Genomic DNA, 17,023 nt, shown 5'->3' with positions numbered 1-17,023 from the left:
TGTGCAGAGTAACAGCCTTTCCCCGTAAGATTCGTGCTGGCCATTGTTGTTATATGCCCGCTCTCGTCAAGTCAGCTGACTCTTCCAGGACACAAGATGAACCGTAACGACCTGCGTCGTGTCGACCTTAACCTCTTGATCGTATTCGAAACCTTGATGCATGAGCGCAGTGTGACCCGCGCCGCCGAGAAACTGTTCCTCGGCCAGCCAGCCATCAGCGCGGCGTTGTCACGCCTGCGCGGGCTGTTTGATGACCCGCTGTTCGTGCGCACCGGACGCAGCATGGAACCGTCGGCCCGAGCGGTAGAAATCTTCGCCCTGCTCTCCCCGGCCCTGGACTCCATTTCCACCGCGGTCAGCCGCGCCGCTGAATTCGACCCGGCCACCAGCACCGCAGTGTTCCGCATCGGCCTGTCCGACGACGTCGAGTTTGCCCTGCTGCCTCAACTGCTTAAACGCTTGCGCGCGGAGTCACCCGGCATCGTGCTGGTCGTGCGTCGCGTCAATTACATCCTGATGCCCGGCCTGCTGGCCTCCGGCGAAATCTCCATCGGCGTCAGCTACACCGCCGACTTGCCGGCTAACGCCAAGCGCAAAGTATTGCGCCGCAGCCTGCCGAAACTGCTGCGCGCCGACAGCGTACCGGGTTCGCTGAGCCTGGACGACTTCTGCGCCCGCCCCCACGCGCTGGTGTCATTTGCCGGTGACTTGAGCGGGTTCATTGATGAAGAACTGGAAAAACTCGACCGCAAACGCCACGTGGTATTGGCGGTGCCGCAATTCAACGGCCTGGGCACCTTGCTCGCGGGCACGGACATCCTCGCGACCGTGCCGGACTACGCGGCCGAGGCGTTGACCTCGGCGGGTGGGTTGCGTGCGGAAGACCCGCCATTGCCGGTGCGCAGCTTTGAGTTGCATATGGCGTGGCGTGGATCACAGGATAATGACCCGGGCGAGCGCTGGTTGCGGTCGCGGATTCAGATGTTTTTTGGCGACCCCGATAGCTTGTAATGGAGCGCCAGTAAATTCCATAAAATTATTTTATAACAAATAGTTATTGGTAATTTCAGTCTATTGCCGTCTGTCCAAATCCAATGGACTCCACGACTCATGGGGGCAAATTTCGGTTCCTTAAAAAGAATGCTCCCACCGATGCCCTCAGATAATGCGGTTGGTTTCAAATGAAAACTGAGCGATGCCTTGATCCGCTCGCTGACCAAACCCGGCAAACACGCCGATGGCGAAGTTCCTGGCCTCTACTTGGTGGTGAGGCGTCGAGCAAGGTCGGCAAATCCCCTTCCAAGGTTTGCAGATTGAAGTATCGGCTGCATGGCAAGGAAAACCGCTTCTCCATCGGCACTTACCCCGACATTGGTCTCAAAGAAGCGCGTGACAAGACCGATCCGCCGCATTTGAACCTCGTGCCGATGGCTCAGCCTGAACCCGTAGCGTCCGCCAGAATCATACTGCAGCACCGCAGAGCACTACACTTCAAAGCCAAATGCCCGAATATCTAGCTTGGTTAGGCAAGCCCTGACCGGTTTAAAAAACGGGCAACCGCGGAAACTGAGTGCAACACCTACAACGCGGTGTATGCCCTGCCGGTGGGCGAGCTGCGCAAGGAACTGATCGTTTGCCTGCGGCAAGGTAAACGTACGCGTAGACCACGCGCAGGTGCTGTCGATCGGCGTAACCAGATGCCGGACATGGTCAGCATCCACGTCCGCCCGCCGGAGATCGAGGATCGCCTGATGCCTGAGCATTGGGCGGGTTATTTGATCAAAGGTAAGGCCTACGCCTCGTCGGTTTGCACGCTGGTCGAGCGCACCAGCGGTTATGTGATGCTGATCGAAACGGCCACATCGGCGGTGGAAGGCTTTAGCGCGGCGCACAATCGCATGCCGCTGCCCGTGCGTGAAAGCATGACCTGCGACCAAGGCCGGGGCACCGAGGTGTTTGGCCAACTGGATCGCGAACGTCCCTATACCGCCAGAACCCGCAGGAATGAGACTTTCTGTCCTAGGGGTGGATATATGGCTTGCGCCTGATAAAGCTCGGCAGCATGGGCTTGGCGAATGTCGCTCAGCAACCCCTGATGCGCCTGATCCAGCGCATCCCAACGACCCGCCGCGTGCAGTGGCGCAATAGCGACTAGCTCGCGACGGTCATAGCCGACCAATGCGGCTTCTATCAGCTCTTCAACATCCATGACTTCGGAAAGCGTGCCGAGGTCGATCCCGGCGCGCTCCCAGATTTCGGTGCGGGTTGCTGCTGGCAGCACGTCGACAGCCACGCTGGTGTCTTTACGTAGACGTTCGGGCAAGGTCTCAAGGCGTGCCTTGTCACGTGCAACAGGCATCAGGTCGTGGCCATGACGAGCAAAGCGTTCGGCATAGGTGGCGCCAATCCCGGAGGAGGCGCCGGTGATGAGCACAGTAGCAGGCGTCGTCATGCGGTGAACTTCTTCATAAAGAGTGCTGGCACGGACTTGGCTGCTTCAGATAAATGGCTGATGTCGTCAGTCGCTTATTACCTCGACTGTTTCAACCTCCCCCTCAACCTTCCTTGCAGTTCCCGTAAAAGACCTTTGTCATCACGCCCATTGATAGCTCCCTAACGAAAGCCCCAGGCTAGAGGGCTAAACTCGCGCTTACATCATTCCGAATGATAGTTACCTTTGCTTCATTCGATTCGTGACATAGCACATCGCCGCGCATGATCCGCCCATCTCAAATACATTGGCGGATGCACCTCATGGAACAGTCACTCAAACATTTGCGCTTCCCCTTGGCGATTTTGGCCGTAGTGGTGATGAGCGCGTGCGGCAAGACCCCGGAACAAGCGGCCGCCATGCCTGCTGCCAAAGTCAGCGTGGCGAAGGTGCTTGAACAACCGGTCAACGAGTGGGATGAATTCACCGGTCGCCTGGAAGCCCCGGAAACCGTGCAGATTCGTCCACGGGTGTCTGGCCAGATTGACCAAGTCGCTTTCACCGAAGGCGCCTTGGTCAAGAAAGGCGACTTGCTGTTCCAGATCGACCCGCGTCCGTTCCAGGCTGAAGTGCGCCGCCTTGAAGCCCAGTTGCAACAAACCCGCGCCGCCGCCTCCCGCAGCGATAACGAAGCGCGACGTGGCGAGCGCCTGCGCCAGAGCAATGCGATTTCCGCCGAACTGGCCGACTCGCGCACCACCGCTGCCCAGGAAGCCCGCGCGGCCGTTGCCGGGATCCAGGCGCAGTTGGACCTGGCCAAGCTGAACCTGAGCTTTACCCGTGTGACCTCGCCGATCAGCGGCCGCGTCAGCCGTGCCGAAATCACTGCCGGTAACCTGGTGACCGCCGACACCACCGCGCTGACCAGTGTGGTCTCCACCGACAAGGTCTACGCCTACTTCGACGCCGATGAGCGTGTGTTCCTCAAGTACACCGAACTGGCTCGCCAAGGCCGCCGTGGTGCAACCACGCCGGTGTACCTGGGCCTGTCCAACGAAACCGGCAACCCGCACTTGGGCAAGATGAACTTCATCGACAACCAGGTCAACCCGGCCACCGGCACCATCCGTGGTCGCGCTGTGTTCGATAACAGCAAGGGCGAATACACCCCTGGCCTGTATGCACGCCTGAAACTGGTCGGCAGCGGCACCTACTCTGCCGTGTTGATCACCGACGAAGCCGTCGGCACCGACCTGGGCAAGAAATTCGTGCTGGTGATGGAAGGCGACAAGCCGGCCTATCGTTCGGTGGAGCTGGGGCCGAAGATCGAAGGTTTGCGCATCGTGCGCAGCGGCCTGAACAAGGACGACACCATTATCGTCAAGGGCCTGCAGCGCGTGCGCCCAGGGTCGCCGGTGGCCCCGCAAACCATTCCGATGGCCAGCCAGGAAACCCTCGCCGCCTTGGCCAAACAACGACAAGCGCTTGAAGCCAGCAACCTGGAACAAGTGGCGCCGGATAAAGCCTCGCCCAAACTTGCCAGCGCGACTCCACGCGGTTAAGGGATACGACTCAAGATGAATTTTTCCAAGTTCTTCATTTCGCGGCCGATCTTCGCAGCAGTGCTCTCGCTGTTGATCCTGATCGCCGGGGCGATCTCGCTGTTCCAATTGCCGATCAGCGAATACCCGGAAGTGGTGCCGCCGACTGTGGTGGTACGCGCCAACTTCCCGGGCGCCAACCCCAAGGTCATCGGCGAAACCGTGGCCGCTCCGCTGGAGCAGGCGATCACCGGCGTCGAGAACATGCTGTACATGTCCTCGCAGTCGACCGCCGACGGCAAGCTGACCCTGACCATCACCTTCGCCCTGGGTACCGACCTGGACAACGCGCAGGTGCAGGTGCAAAACCGTGTGACGCGGACTCAGCCGAAACTGCCTGAGGAAGTGACGCGCATCGGTATTACCGTGGACAAGGCCTCCCCCGACCTGACCATGGTGGTGCACTTGACCTCCCCGGATCAGCGCTACGACATGCTCTACCTGTCCAACTATGCGTTGCTCAATGTGAAGGATGAGCTGGCGCGTCTGGGCGGTGTCGGTGACGTGCAGCTGTTCGGCATGGGTGACTACTCCCTGCGGGTATGGCTGGACCCGAACAAGACCGCTTCGCGCAACCTGACCGCCACCGATGTGGTGACCGCGATCCGTGAGCAGAACCGTCAAGTGGCTGCCGGTGCCCTGGGTGCGCAACCCGCGCCGTCTACCACTGCATTCCAGTTGTCGGTGAATACCCAAGGTCGCCTGGTGACCGAGGAAGAGTTCGAGAACATCGTGATTCGCTCAGGCGACAACGGTGAAATCACCCGCCTCAAAGACATCGCACGGATCGAGCTGGGTTCCAGCCAATACGCCCTGCGCTCGTTGCTCAACAACCAGCCGGCCGTGGCGATCCCGATCTTCCAGCGCCCTGGCTCCAACGCCATCGAGATTTCCAACGAAGTGCGCGGCAAGATGGATGAGCTGAAAAAGAACTTCCCGCAAGGGATGGACTACAGCATCGTCTATGACCCGACCATCTTTGTGCGCGGCTCCATCGAAGCGGTGGTGCACACCCTGTTCGAAGCGCTGATTCTGGTTGTTTTGGTGGTGATCCTGTTCCTGCAGACCTGGCGCGCCTCGATCATTCCTTTGGTGGCGGTGCCGGTTTCGTTGATCGGTACGTTTGCGGTGATGCACCTGTTTGGCTTCTCGCTCAACGCGTTGTCGCTGTTCGGCCTGGTATTGGCCATCGGTATCGTGGTGGACGACGCCATCGTGGTGGTGGAGAACGTCGAACGGAATATCGAGCTGGGCCTGGAACCGTTCCCGGCGACCGAAAAGGCCATGAGCGAAGTGACCGGCCCGATCATCGCGACGGCGCTGGTGCTGTGTGCAGTGTTCATTCCGGCTGCCTTTATCAGCGGCTTGACCGGGCAGTTCTACAAACAGTTCGCCTTGACCATCGCGATTTCGACAGTGATCTCGGCGTTCAACTCGCTGACCTTGTCCCCTGCCCTGGCCGCCGTGTTGCTGCGTAGCCATGACGCGCCGAAGGATCGTTTCTCCAAGATGCTCGACAAGCTGTTTGGTGGCTGGTTGTTCAAACCGTTCAACCGCTTCTTTGAAAAAGCCAGCCACGGCTACGTCGGCACCGTACGCCGGGTGATTCGCGGTAGCGGTATCGCGCTGTTCCTGTATGCCGGCTTGATGGTGCTGACCTGGTTCGGCTTTGCCCACACCCCGACCGGTTTCGTACCGGCCCAGGACAAGCAATACCTGGTGGCCTTCGCTCAATTGCCGGACGCCGCGAGCCTGGACCGCACTGAAGACGTGATCAAGCGCATGTCTGACATCGCGCTGAAACAACCGGGTGTGGAAGCTGCCGTAGCCTTTCCGGGCTTATCGATCAACGGCTTCACCAACAGCCCGAACAGCGGCATCGTGTTCGTGACCTTGAAACCGTTCGACGAACGTAAAGACCCGAGCATGTCCGCCGGTGCGATTGCCGGCGCGTTGAACGCTAAATACAGCGACATCCAGGAAGCCTACATGGCGATCTTCCCACCGCCGCCGGTACAGGGCCTGGGTACGATTGGTGGCTTCCGCCTGCAGATCGAAGACCGTGGCAACCTGGGTTACGACGAGCTGTACAAAGAAGTGCAGAACATCATCACCAAGAGCCGTAACACGCCGGAGCTGTTCGGCCTGTTCACCAGCTACACGGTCAACGTGCCTCAGGTCGATGCGGCTATCGACCGTGAAAAGGCCAAGACTCACGGCGTGGCGATCAGCGACATCTTCGACACCCTGCAGATCTACCTGGGTTCGTTGTATGCCAACGACTTCAACCGCTTCGGTCGCACCTACCAGGTCAACGTGCAGGCTGAGCAACAGTTCCGCCTTGATGAAGACCAGATCGGCCAGCTGAAAGTGCGCAACAACAAAGGCCAGATGATCCCGTTGGCGACCTTCATCAAGGTCAGCGACACCTCGGGCCCGGACCGCGTGATGCACTACAACGGCTTTATCACGGCTGAAATCAACGGCAACGCTGCACCGGGCTACAGCTCGGGCCAGGCAGAAGCTGCGATTGAAAAACTGCTGAAAGACGAACTGCCCAACGGCATGACCTACGAGTGGACCGACCTGACGTATCAGCAAATTCTCTCGGGCAATACCGCGCTGTTCGTGTTCCCGCTCTGCGTACTGCTGGCGTTCCTGGTACTCGCCGCCCAATACGAAAGCTGGAGCCTGCCGCTGGCGGTGATCCTGATCGTTCCGATGACGCTGCTGTCGGCGATTACCGGGGTGATCATCTCGGGCGGCGACAACAACATTTTCACCCAGATCGGACTGATCGTATTGGTGGGCCTGGCGTGTAAGAACGCGATTCTGATCGTTGAGTTCGCCAAGGATAAACAGGCAGAAGGCCTCGACCCACTGGCTGCGGTACTGGAAGCCTGCCGTCTGCGTCTGCGGCCGATCCTGATGACCTCGTTCGCCTTCATCATGGGTGTGGTACCCCTGGTGTTGTCCAGCGGTGCCGGTGCCGAGATGCGCCATGCGATGGGCGTGGCGGTGTTCTCCGGGATGATCGGTGTGACCTTCTTCGGTCTGTTGCTGACGCCAGTGTTCTACGTACTGATCCGTCGCTATGTGGAGCGCCAGCAAGCGCGCAAAGCGGCCAAGGCCTTGAAGCTGGAGACACAGCAATGAGTGTGAAAGTATTCTTGCCGAGCTTGTTGGTGCTGGCACTGAGCGCCTGTGCCGTAGGCCCGGACTACAAAACCCAGACCCCGGAGGCGGCCAATGTCACGGCCGCCGCCGATGCCAAGAAGTATGACCACGCCAAGTTCGAAGGCATCTGGTGGCAGCAGTTCGAGGACCCGACCCTCAACCAGTTGGTGACTCAGTCGCTGCTGGGCAACCGTGATTTGCGCGTCGCCTTTGCCCGTCTGCGGGCCGCCCGCGCCATCCGCGATGACGCCAGCAATGACGCCATGCCGACCATCACCAGCCGCGTCAGCAGTGACCAGGGCAAAGGGCAGATTCCGGGCCAGACCACCCGGCGCGTCAAGACCGAGCGTTACGACCTCGGCCTGGACATGGCTTGGGAACTGGACCTGTTCGGCCGCATCCAGCGCAACCTGGAAGCCACCGACGCCGACCAGCAAGCCGCCGAGGCTGACTTGTACCAACTGCAAGTCACCATGATTGCCGAACTGGTGGATGCCTACGGTCAACTGCGCGGCGCGCAACTGCGTGAACGCATTGCCCTGGACAACCTGAAGAACCAGCAGGAATCGCGCACCATCACCGAAAGCCTGCGCGATGCCGGCGTGGGTGATCAGTTGGATGTGGAACGTGCCGACGCACGCCTCGCGGCGGTTGAAGCCAGCGTGCCGCAACTGCAGGCCGAGCAAGTGCGCGAGCGTAACCGCATCGCCACCCTCCTCGGCCAGCGTCCTGACAAGCTGACGGTGGACCTGAGTCCTAAAGACCTGCCAGCGATTGCCAAGGCATTGCCGATTGGCGACCCGGGGCAACTGCTGCAACGTCGCCCGGACATTCTCAGTGCCGAACGCAAACTGGCCGCCGCCACTGCGCGTATCGGTGTGGCCAAGGCCGATCTGTTCCCACGGGTCAGCCTCAGCGGGTTCCTCGGCTTTACCGCCGGGCGCGGTTCGCAGATCGGCTCGTCCGCTGCGAATGCCTGGGCCCTCGGCCCTAGCATCACCTGGGCCGCCTTTGACCTGGGCAGCGTACGCGCCCGTTTGCGCGGTGCCGATGCCGAGGCTGATGGCGCGCTGGCGAACTACGAGCAGCAAGTGCTGTTGGCCCTGGAAGAATCCGAAAACGCCTTCAGTGATTACGGCAAGCGTCAGCAACGCCTGGTCTCGCTGATCCGCCAAAGCGAATCCAGCCGCGCCGCCGCCGACCTGGCTGCGATCCGCTACCGCGAAGGCACCGTGGACTTCCTGGTGCTGCTTGACGCGCAACGTGAGCGTCTGGCGGCCGAAGACTCCCAGGCCCAGGCCGAAGTGGATTTGTATCGCGGGATTGTCGCGATCTACAAAGCACTCGGTGGTGGCTGGCAGCCAGACACGGTTGTTGCCACCGCCAAGTGAAGTAAAGAGCTCCTTTGGTTGGTCGCATCCAGCCAATTTTTAGCCCCGTGGTCCATTCGGTCACGGGGCTTTTTTTGGTCGGGTGTTTTACAGGGATGATAGTTAGGAAGTTGCCTGCACATTAGTCAGCCTTATCTGTCAGAGGGTTCTGAAATTTCTTCAAAAGCTAATGTTGGACTCTAGTACGTCGATAACGGGGGTGTAATTCTTAATACAGACAGGAGATTGTTATGGGCATGCTCGTTACGAACACAGCGACCACGTTATCGAAGCAAACTGATGCTCGTGTGGTCAGAAACCCAACCATGGTGACGAATGCCTTTACGCTGACGGAAGAGTCCAAAGCGGCGGAGACGCTGAAGCTTAAGGACCCAGAAAAAATTAACGACCTAAAAATCTTTTTAAAAAGCTATGACCTGACTTCTATCAGCACCAACGAACTTAAAGAAGTGGGCAGCAAACTTTACGATAGCGGACTCATAGATGACAATACGTTCATGATGTTCATATCGGGAGACGGCGCATCAGATGCAAATGGCCGCCAAACGAAAATGGACGTTAAATTCAATGCGATCGCTTTATTTAACGAGAAACTGGAAGATAACATGGCGTATTTCAAAACTGATCGCTATTCGAAGCCGGAGCATATTGCGTATATTACTCACCGAATGGTTAGTGCCAACCAAGCAATCAATGCCCTGGCCTACCTAGGAAGCTCCACAGCCAGTACCTTATCTATAGATGATCACGCATGATCAAAACACTCAGAAAGCAGCGCGCTGATGATACCTTCAGCGCGCTACCTGCAAGCGTATTAACGCCCGTACCTGACACTACCTGAATAAGACTTTGATATTGCTTCAGGATTGTCCAACCTCACTCGATACGTTCCGAAACTGCCGACGTGAGAAACACTATTTCCTATGCTAGTCGACACCGACTGCCAGCTCCCTCCCAACTCTCGCTCAATTAGAATTCGAGGGGCACTCCCCGCACCACCCGGAGAAACAAAGGCATCAATGCTAGCTCCGGAACAGCCGTTGGCAGGTGTAATCGTAAAAGGGCCATGCGCAGTCAGTTCCGTCTTACCCTCTATGATACCGCTATAACTTTCAGAAACGTTTAAGCACAAGGCCGACGCCTGAAACGACAACCCCATCAATAATGCAAATGGCAATGCAATAAGACTTTTCATAAATCCACCTTCATGAATTAATAATCAAGATCTCAACATGCGACGCATGCAGCAAAGCAACTGCAGGTTTTTAGTTATGCATAGGCATTCCTCACAGCCGGAGGGAGGATTGTTTACACCGAGCGTTTAATATCGCGAAACTCCAAGTAGGAATCAGCGAAAGCATCGGCGAGAACCATGCCAACCACTGTGCACGAACTATCAGATGAGATATGCCGGCCACATCCTAAAAAGTTGCGGGAAAGCTCTTCAGACGCTAATGAAAGATAAGAGGAGTTATTTCTTGCCGCCTTACACCAGAACTAACACCGCGCGACTTCATTCAAAATCAAACTTCGGTAATGCCCCGGATTCGACCCCGCCCACTTACGAAAAGCCTTGTAGAACGAACTGGTATCAGCAAACCCCAACCGCTCGGCGATCTCGGCAAAGCTGATCTGCGGTTCGGCCAGCCAGACAATCGCCAACTCCTTACGCACGCTGTCCTTGAGGCCCTGATAAGTCTGCCCCTCTTCCGCCAGGCGGCGGCGAAGTGTGGAAGCGGAGATGCACAGGCTGGCGGCGAGGCCTTCGGTTTCCGGCCAGGTCTCGGGGGGCATCTGGCGCAAGTCGTGTTTGATGCGGGTAGCGAGGCTGTCGGGGTCGCGGTACTTGACCAGAATATTGGCCGGCGCATGGGCCAGGAAACGTTTGAGCTCTTGCACGCTGCGCTTGATCGGCAGGTCCAAGTAGTCGGCGGAGAAGATCATGCGGGTGCGCGGCCGGTCGAAGCGCAGGTTGTCGGAGAACATCACCTGGTAATCATCGCAGAAGTCCGGTTTTGAGCAGCGCAGTTCAATCGCGAGAATTGGAATCCGACGTCCCGCCAGCCAACAGGCCACACCGTGCACAATCATCCAATACGTAAAGTAGGTGAAGGCCCTGTTGGGTTCGGGCTCCGGTTCCAGCAGCACGATCTCCGCCAGGCTTTGTTGACGCACCAGTTGCGCGGGCATTCGCTCCAGCATCAGTGACAGAAACCCCAGGCCGGTTTCCAGGCTTGCGCCGAGGGTGGGTTGCGCCATGGAAGCGCGGCAAAGGAAGGCCAGGCTGCCGGACCTGAGTTTGCGCGGGTCCATGCCGAAGAACTCATCGTCCATACGCCGGGCCAGCAGGCGCCATAGACGCGCATAGGTCGTGGCCGACACGCGCGCATCGGGCTGGCCCAACAGTGCCGGGTCGATACCGGCTTTATCCAGCACTTCGATCGCGGCTTCACCCGGCGCACAGCTCTGCAACAAAGCTTCGCGCACGAGGTGGATGGAGATGGTGTCTTTTTCCAACATGAGGGATCGGGCATCCGGCTGCACAACAAATAATGGCATGCATCATAAAGTGGGTCGCGATTTGCCACCACCGTTCAGGCCCTGTTCAGCTAAAGTCAATATTTCTTGTTTAGCAATGAGTATCATTATGCTACAACTTAGCACCCTATCTAGTTCTACTGCGGTGCCAAATGCTCGTTCCTTTTCTCATCATGCTGCGCGAAGGCATTGAAGCCGCATTGATCGTTGGCATCATCGCCAGCTACCTGCAACAGACCGGCCGTGGCCAGTGGATGCCCGCCGTGTGGATCGGTGTATTCCTCGCCGCTGCGCTGGCCCTGCTGGTCGGTGGTGGCCTTGAATTGGTCAGCGCCGAGTTCCCGCAGAAACAGCAGGAACTGTTCGAAGGCATCGTCGGCCTGGTCGCCGTGGGCATCCTCAGTTCCATGGTGTTCTGGATGCGCAAAGTGGCGCGCTCCATCAAGCATTCCCTGCACGCATCCCTGGATCACGCGTTGGCCGGTTCCAAACACCAGGTGACCGCGCTGATCCTGATGGTGTTTTTCGCGGTGGCCCGTGAAGGCCTGGAAACCGTGTTCTTCCTGCTGGCGGTGTTCCAGCAGAGCGAAGGCCCGGGCGCGCCGATGGGCGCCCTGCTCGGCCTGATCCTGGCGATCATTGTCGGCGTCCTGATTTACACCGGCAGTATGCGCCTGAACCTTGGCGCGTTTTTCCGCTGGACCGGCCTGTTCATCCTTGTCGTCGCCGCCGGCATCCTCGCCAACTCGGTGCAAGCCCTGCACGAAGCGGGCGTGTGGAACCACCTGCAAACCGTGCTGTTCGACTTCAGCACTGCTTTGCCGATGGACAGCCCGCTGGGTTCGATACTGGCCGGCATGTTCGGCTATCAGGAAGCACCCACCGTCAGCACCCTCGGTGCTTACCTGACTTACCTGGTGGTGGCGCTGGTGATGTTCTTCCTGCCCGCTGCACCGCCCAAACCTGCCGCCACTCCTTCTTCCGTTTCCACCCACTAAGGACCGCCTCTTGTCCAACCCAACTCCTCAACCGGCTCTGCCACCCCGCGCCTTGCGTTGGGCCGTGGCGGGCTCGGTGGTCGTGATGATCGCCGCCGGTGGCCTGTTCTATTACGCCTCGCAACTGGCGGCCAGCAAGCGCCAGGTCAACCACAATGAAATTGCCGTGACCATCCACGGCCATGCCTGCGAACCGAATGAACTGACTGTACCCGCTGGCCGCGCGAGCTTTCGCATCATCAACCGCTCCGAGCGTGCCGTGGAATGGGAAATCCTCGACGGCGTGCTGGTGGTCGAAGAACGCGAGAACATCGCCCCCGGTCTAAGCCAGGTGATCAACGCCAACCTGTTGCCCGGCGACTACGCGATTACGTGCGGCCTGCTGAGCAACCCGCGCGGCACCTTGCACGTAACGCCCACCGCCGAATCCGACGCCCAGGCCAAAGCCAAGCCGTCGATGGTGGCGTTTATCGGCCCATTGTCGGAGTTCCGCGTGTATCTGAGCAGCCAAGGCAGCGCATTGGTCAAGGCGGTGACTGCCTTACAGCAAGCCATCGATGCGGGTGACCTGGCGCAAGCCCAAGGGCTTTATCTACCGGCGCGCGAGGCTTACCAGCGACTGGCCCCGGCGGCGCAACGCCTGGCGCAGTTGGACAACGCGATCAACGCCCGCGCCGACTACTTTGAGAAACGCGAACAGGATCCGGCCTTCAGCGGCTTCCACCGCCTGGAATACGGCCTATTCCAACAACGCAGCCTCGACGGCCTCGCGCCGATTGCGCAGCGCCTGGTAACCGACGTCACGACACTGAAGCAACAACTGCTGGCCCAGTCCCTGCCGCCCGAGCAACTGGTGAGCATCGTGGTGCGCAACCTCAATGGCCTGGCCGATGTGCGCGCCATCAGCGGTGAAGAAGAGCGCTACAGCCACGTCGACCTGAATGGTTTTGCCGCCAACCTGCAAGCCGCCCACAAGGTCGTCGAGCTGATGCGCCCGCTGCTGAGCAAGTCCGCCGCCGACCTGTTACCAAAAGTCGACAGCGCCCTCGCGGCGTTCGACAGCGAACTCAATGAGTTGAAAGTCGACGGCCAGTACCGCCGCTATGACAGCGTGACCGCCGATCAGCGCAAGCAGATCGCCGACAAGGCCAAGGCTCTGGCCGTTGCACTCGATGGAATCGACCCCGCCCTTGGCCTTTCCGGCCTGCAGTGAAGACGACCGCCTACATGAGTAATTCAGAACAGTTTGACCTTCAGCGCCGCCGTGTCCTGTTGGGCATGGCCGCCACCGGCGCCGCGATTGCCGGTAGCACATTGAGCTGCCCGGCCATGGCCGCCGCAGCGGAACAAGTCACCGCGGCACCCCGCAGTGACAAAACCCAGGACCACCACGATTTTTTTGGCAAGCACCAGACTGGCATCGTCACTCCGCGCCCGGCCTGCGGCATGCTCGTGGCGTTCGATGTACTGGCCAGCGACCGTGAAGACCTGGAACGCCTGTTCCGCACGTTGAATGAACGCATCGCTTTTCTGATGACCGGCGGCACCGTGCCGCAAGTCGATCCGAAACTGCCGCCCACCGACTCCGGCATTCTCGGCCCGGTGGTGACGCCGGACAACCTCACCATCACCGTGTCTGTCGGTGAGTCGCTGTTCGACGAGCGCTTCGGCCTCACGGCAGTCAAGCCCAAGCGCCTGAGCCGCATGGTTGGTTTCCCCAACGACGCGCTGGAACCGGCGCAGTGCCACGGTGACCTGAGCCTGCAATTTTGCGCCAACACCACTGACACCAATATCCACGCCCTGCGCGACATTGTGAAGAACCTGCCGGACCTGCTGATGGTGCGCTGGAAGCAGGAAGGCAGCGTACCGCCGCAGGCGCCGAGTAAACCCGGAGAACCTGCGCAGAGCGCGCGTAACTTCCTTGGTTTCCGTGACGGTTCGGCCAACCCGAATTCCAACGACGCCAAGGCCATGGACCAGATTGTGTGGGTCCAGCCTGGCAGCGACGAACCGGCCTGGGCGGCCAATGGCAGCTATCAGGCGGTGCGCATCATCCGCAACTTCGTCGAGCGTTGGGACCGAACCCCGCTGCAAGAGCAGGAAAGCATCATCGGCCGCATCAAGCCGACCGGCGCGCCGATGGACGGCGCCAAAGAAACCCAGGTGCCCGACTACAGCAAGGACCCGGAAGGCAAATTGACCAAGCTCGATGCCCATATCCGCCTGGCCAACCCGCGCACCCCGCAGACTCAGGCCAACCTGATCCTGCGCCGGCCGTTCAACTACTCCAACGGCGTTAACAAAAACGGTCAGTTGGACATGGGGCTGTTGTTCATCTGCTACCAGGCTGACCTGGAGAAAGGCTTTATCAGCGTACAAACCCGGCTCAACGGCGAGCCCCTGGAGGAGTACCTCAAGCCGGTCGGCGGCGGATACTTCTTCACCTTGCCGGGGGTCACTGGGCCCAAGGATTTCATCGGGCGCACGCTGCTGGCTGCAACGCACCCTCACACCACTGCCACTCCCTAAAACAACCCCCAGAGCGGAAATCGTCCTATGAAGAAGTCGACCATTGCGTTGTCGTTGTTGCTGACCCTTTCGCCGCTGGCAGCGTTTGCCGCTACCGCGCCGCTGGACCTGGTAGGCCCGGTGTCGGACTACAAGATCTACGTCACCGAAGAAATCGGCGAGCTGGTCACCCAGACCCAGGCGTTCACCGACGCCATCAACAAAGGCGACCTGGCCACCGCCAAAAAGCTCTACGCGCCGACCCGCGTACACTATGAGTCCATCGAGCCGATTGCCGAACTGTTCAGCGATCTCGATGCGTCCATCGACTCCCGCGTCGATGACCATGAAAAAGGCGTGACCGCCGAAGATTTCACCGGCTTCCACCGCCTCGAATACGCACTGTTCTCGCAAAACAGCACCCAGGGCCTGGAAACCCTGACCGCCAAACTCAACACCGACGTCAACGACCTCAAGACCCGCGTCGACGGCCTGACCTTCCCGCCGGAAAAAGTCGTCGGCGGCGCCGCAGCGCTGCTTGAAGAAGTCGCCGCCACCAAGATATCCGGCGAGGAAGACCGCTACAGCCACACCGACCTGTACGACTTCCAGGGCAACATCGACGGCGCGAAGAAAATCGTCGACCTGTTCCGTGGCCAGATCGAGAAGCAAGACAAAACCTTCTTGGCCAAAGTCGACAAGAACTTCGCCGCCGTGGACAAGATCCTGGCCAAGTACAAGACCAAGGACGGCGGCTTTGAGACCTACGACAAGGTCAAGGAAAGCGACCGCAAGGCGCTGGTGGGTCCGGTCAACACCCTGGCTGAAGACCTGTCCATGTTGCGTGGCAAGCTGGGCCTGAACTAAACGCTGGATAAAAAAAGACCCCGCCCTGTTGAGGGGCTGGGTCTTTTTTCGCCTGCAGATCTACAGGATGCGGTACAGCAGCCGCTCGATCCGAACGCGGCTGACCCGACGCAGGAATTTGCCGACCGCCTCCGGGTAGTCCAGCAGCGTTTGCAGGTCCTGATAACGCTCAATACGCGTGCTGTGCTGGAAAATCTGCGCCAGCTCGGTGCGGCGCGGTTCAAGCCACTGGCCTTGCGGGTCGTCGATCAGCAAAGCGTTTTCCAGGTCGAGGCGGAACGCCCGCGGGTTGAGATTGTTGCCGGTGAGCAACGTGTAGCGCTGGTCGACCCACATGCCCTTGAGGTGGTAGGTGTTGTCGCCGTCGTGCCACAGGTGCAGGTTCAACTGGCCGTGGTCGATGTCGCGCTGATGGCGCTTGGCGAAGCGGCGTAGGCTGATTTCGTAGAGGTAGGGCAGCGCAGCAATGACCTTGAACGGCTCGCTCGGCGGAATGTAGAAATCGTTGGCGGTCTTGTCGCCGACGATGATGTCGACCTTCACACCTCGCGCCAGGGCGCGGTTGATTTCGCGAGTCACCGGCAGCGGCAGGTTGAAGTACGGCGTGCAGATGGTCAACTGGTGCTGGGCGCTGGCGATCAGTTCGAGGATCACCCGGTTCAGGGGGTTGTTCTTGCCAACCCCGAGCAATGGGCTGGCCAACAGGTGACCATTGGGCAACTGCCCCGTCGTGGTGTCATAGGTCGCGTGTTTCAAACGGCTGCGCAAGTCGCCGATATCATTGCGCAAGCTGCGCGTGGTCGGGGGATTGGGCAGGTCCAGGCGATTAACCGCCTTGGAGGCGACAAGCCCGTGTTCCACCAGGTGCTGCATGGAGTCGGCAAGCGGTTGGCTGTGGATCAGGTGGTAACGGTCGAAGCGGTACTTGTCGAACTTGTGCAAGTACACGTTATTCAGGCTGGCACCGCTGTACAGCACCGTGTCGTCGATCACAAAGCCCTTGAGGTGCAGCACGCCGAACAACTCGCGGGTTTGCACCGGCACGCCATACACCGGCACTTCAGTGCTGTGGCTTTGGGTCATGGACTGATACCAGGCGCTGTTGCCTGGCTGCTTGCCGGCGCCGATCAAACCGCGCTGGGCGCGCAGCCAGTCGACCACCACCACGATGTCCAACTGCGGCCGTGCCGCCTTGGCCGCGTGCAGCGCATCGTAGATCTCCTGGCCCGCCTCGTCCTGCTGCAAGTACAGCGCGACGATGTAGATACGCCGCGTGGCCTGGGCAATCTTCTCCAGCAGGCAACGGCGATACGCGTCGGCGCCGGACAGCACCTCAAGGGCGTCGGGAGTGAGGGGGAAACCGCGCAGTTTGGGCAACAGGGAGCGTTTGAAGAACGACGGCATAAGGCTCGCAATGGGTCGAATCCGAAGAGGCCCCGAGCTTACACCATGGGGGTGCTCAGGTCTCGCTGTGTTGCATGGAAAAAATTTAATTGACCAAGAAGAACG

13 protein-coding genes and 1 pseudogene are annotated in these 17,023 nt (G+C 59.5%); 11 read left to right on the top strand and 3 right to left on the bottom strand.

Annotation, left to right across the window (positions count from 1 at the left end):
- The first annotated feature begins 96 nt into the window (after positions 1 to 96).
- From AACY30_RS18325 to AACY30_RS18315, 3 genes and pseudogenes are all read left to right on the top strand, one after another.
- On the top strand, positions 97 to 1,011 hold the full coding sequence (locus AACY30_RS18325; RefSeq protein WP_038850482.1) for a LysR family transcriptional regulator: 915 nt from the start codon (positions 97 to 99) through the stop codon (positions 1,009 to 1,011).
- 170 nt (positions 1,012 to 1,181) lie between these two features.
- Entirely contained in the window at positions 1,182 to 1,517 is a 336-nt protein-coding gene (locus tag AACY30_RS18320; RefSeq protein ID WP_339540885.1) for an Arm DNA-binding domain-containing protein, read from the top strand.
- A 63-nt stretch (positions 1,518 to 1,580) separates the two neighbouring features.
- A pseudogene (locus AACY30_RS18315) lies at positions 1,581 to 1,943 on the top strand (IS30 family transposase); the annotation flags it as partial.
- A 38-nt stretch (positions 1,944 to 1,981) separates the two neighbouring features.
- Here AACY30_RS18315 and AACY30_RS18310 read toward each other — a convergent pair.
- Complete coding sequence (locus tag AACY30_RS18310) at positions 1,982 to 2,452, bottom strand: SDR family NAD(P)-dependent oxidoreductase (RefSeq protein WP_339540884.1); 471 nt, start codon at positions 2,450 to 2,452, stop codon at positions 1,982 to 1,984.
- Between the two features lie 302 nt (positions 2,453 to 2,754).
- Here AACY30_RS18310 and mexE point away from each other — a divergent pair, with 302 nt between their 5' ends.
- From mexE to AACY30_RS18290, 4 genes are all read left to right on the top strand, one after another.
- Entirely contained in the window at positions 2,755 to 3,993 is a 1,239-nt protein-coding gene (gene mexE / locus AACY30_RS18305) for a multidrug efflux RND transporter periplasmic adaptor subunit MexE (protein ID WP_339419107.1), read from the top strand.
- Between the two features lie 15 nt (positions 3,994 to 4,008).
- The gene (locus AACY30_RS18300) at positions 4,009 to 7,188 is read left to right on the top strand and encodes an efflux RND transporter permease subunit (protein ID WP_339540883.1); all 3,180 of its coding nucleotides are present in this window, start codon (positions 4,009 to 4,011) and stop codon (positions 7,186 to 7,188) included.
- Positions 7,185 to 8,600: a TolC family protein gene (locus tag AACY30_RS18295; RefSeq protein ID WP_339540882.1), complete on the top strand. Its 1,416-nt coding sequence runs from the start codon at positions 7,185 to 7,187 to the stop codon at positions 8,598 to 8,600. Before AACY30_RS18300 ends, AACY30_RS18295 begins: the two co-directional genes overlap by 4 nt.
- 230 nt (positions 8,601 to 8,830) lie before the next feature.
- The gene (locus AACY30_RS18290; RefSeq protein ID WP_339540881.1) at positions 8,831 to 9,355 is read left to right on the top strand and encodes a hypothetical protein; all 525 of its coding nucleotides are present in this window, start codon (positions 8,831 to 8,833) and stop codon (positions 9,353 to 9,355) included.
- Between the two features lie 742 nt (positions 9,356 to 10,097).
- Here the strand turns inward: AACY30_RS18290 and AACY30_RS18285 are convergent.
- Positions 10,098 to 11,120 (bottom strand): AraC family transcriptional regulator, encoded by a 1,023-nt coding sequence (locus tag AACY30_RS18285; protein ID WP_339540880.1) that lies wholly within the window; start codon positions 11,118 to 11,120, stop codon positions 10,098 to 10,100.
- 170 nt (positions 11,121 to 11,290) lie between these two features.
- On the opposite strand from AACY30_RS18285, the gene efeU reads away from it, so the two are divergent.
- The 4 genes from efeU to efeO (AACY30_RS18265) are packed head-to-tail and all read left to right on the top strand — an operon-like array spanning position 11,291 to position 15,514.
- Positions 11,291 to 12,136 carry an iron uptake transporter permease EfeU gene (gene efeU, locus AACY30_RS18280; protein WP_339540879.1) on the top strand — a complete coding sequence of 282 codons (846 nt, stop codon included), beginning with the start codon at positions 11,291 to 11,293 and terminating at the stop codon, positions 12,134 to 12,136.
- Between the two features lie 10 nt (positions 12,137 to 12,146).
- Positions 12,147 to 13,349 carry an iron uptake system protein EfeO gene (efeO, locus tag AACY30_RS18275; RefSeq protein WP_339540878.1) on the top strand — a complete coding sequence of 401 codons (1,203 nt, stop codon included), beginning with the start codon at positions 12,147 to 12,149 and terminating at the stop codon, positions 13,347 to 13,349.
- Between the two features lie 14 nt (positions 13,350 to 13,363).
- On the top strand, positions 13,364 to 14,668 hold the full coding sequence (gene efeB / locus AACY30_RS18270) for an iron uptake transporter deferrochelatase/peroxidase subunit (RefSeq protein ID WP_339540877.1): 1,305 nt from the start codon (positions 13,364 to 13,366) through the stop codon (positions 14,666 to 14,668).
- Positions 14,669 to 14,695: 27 nt separating this feature from the next.
- Positions 14,696 to 15,514 carry an iron uptake system protein EfeO gene (gene efeO, locus AACY30_RS18265; protein WP_339457256.1) on the top strand — a complete coding sequence of 273 codons (819 nt, stop codon included), beginning with the start codon at positions 14,696 to 14,698 and terminating at the stop codon, positions 15,512 to 15,514.
- Positions 15,515 to 15,574: 60 nt separating this feature from the next.
- Here the strand turns inward: efeO (AACY30_RS18265) and pssA are convergent, their stop codons facing one another.
- The gene (gene pssA, locus AACY30_RS18260; protein WP_339540876.1) at positions 15,575 to 16,918 is read right to left on the bottom strand and encodes a CDP-diacylglycerol--serine O-phosphatidyltransferase; all 1,344 of its coding nucleotides are present in this window, start codon (positions 16,916 to 16,918) and stop codon (positions 15,575 to 15,577) included.
- Between the last annotated feature and the right edge of the window lie 105 nt (positions 16,919 to 17,023).

The sequence above is a fragment of the Pseudomonas sp. RA_5y_Pfl1_P24 genome (assembly GCF_963970945.1).
GTDB lineage: Bacteria > Pseudomonadota > Gammaproteobacteria > Pseudomonadales > Pseudomonadaceae > Aquipseudomonas > Aquipseudomonas tritici.
The sequence above is the reverse complement of the archived record's forward strand: the minus strand, read 5'-3'. Positions and strand labels throughout refer to the sequence as shown.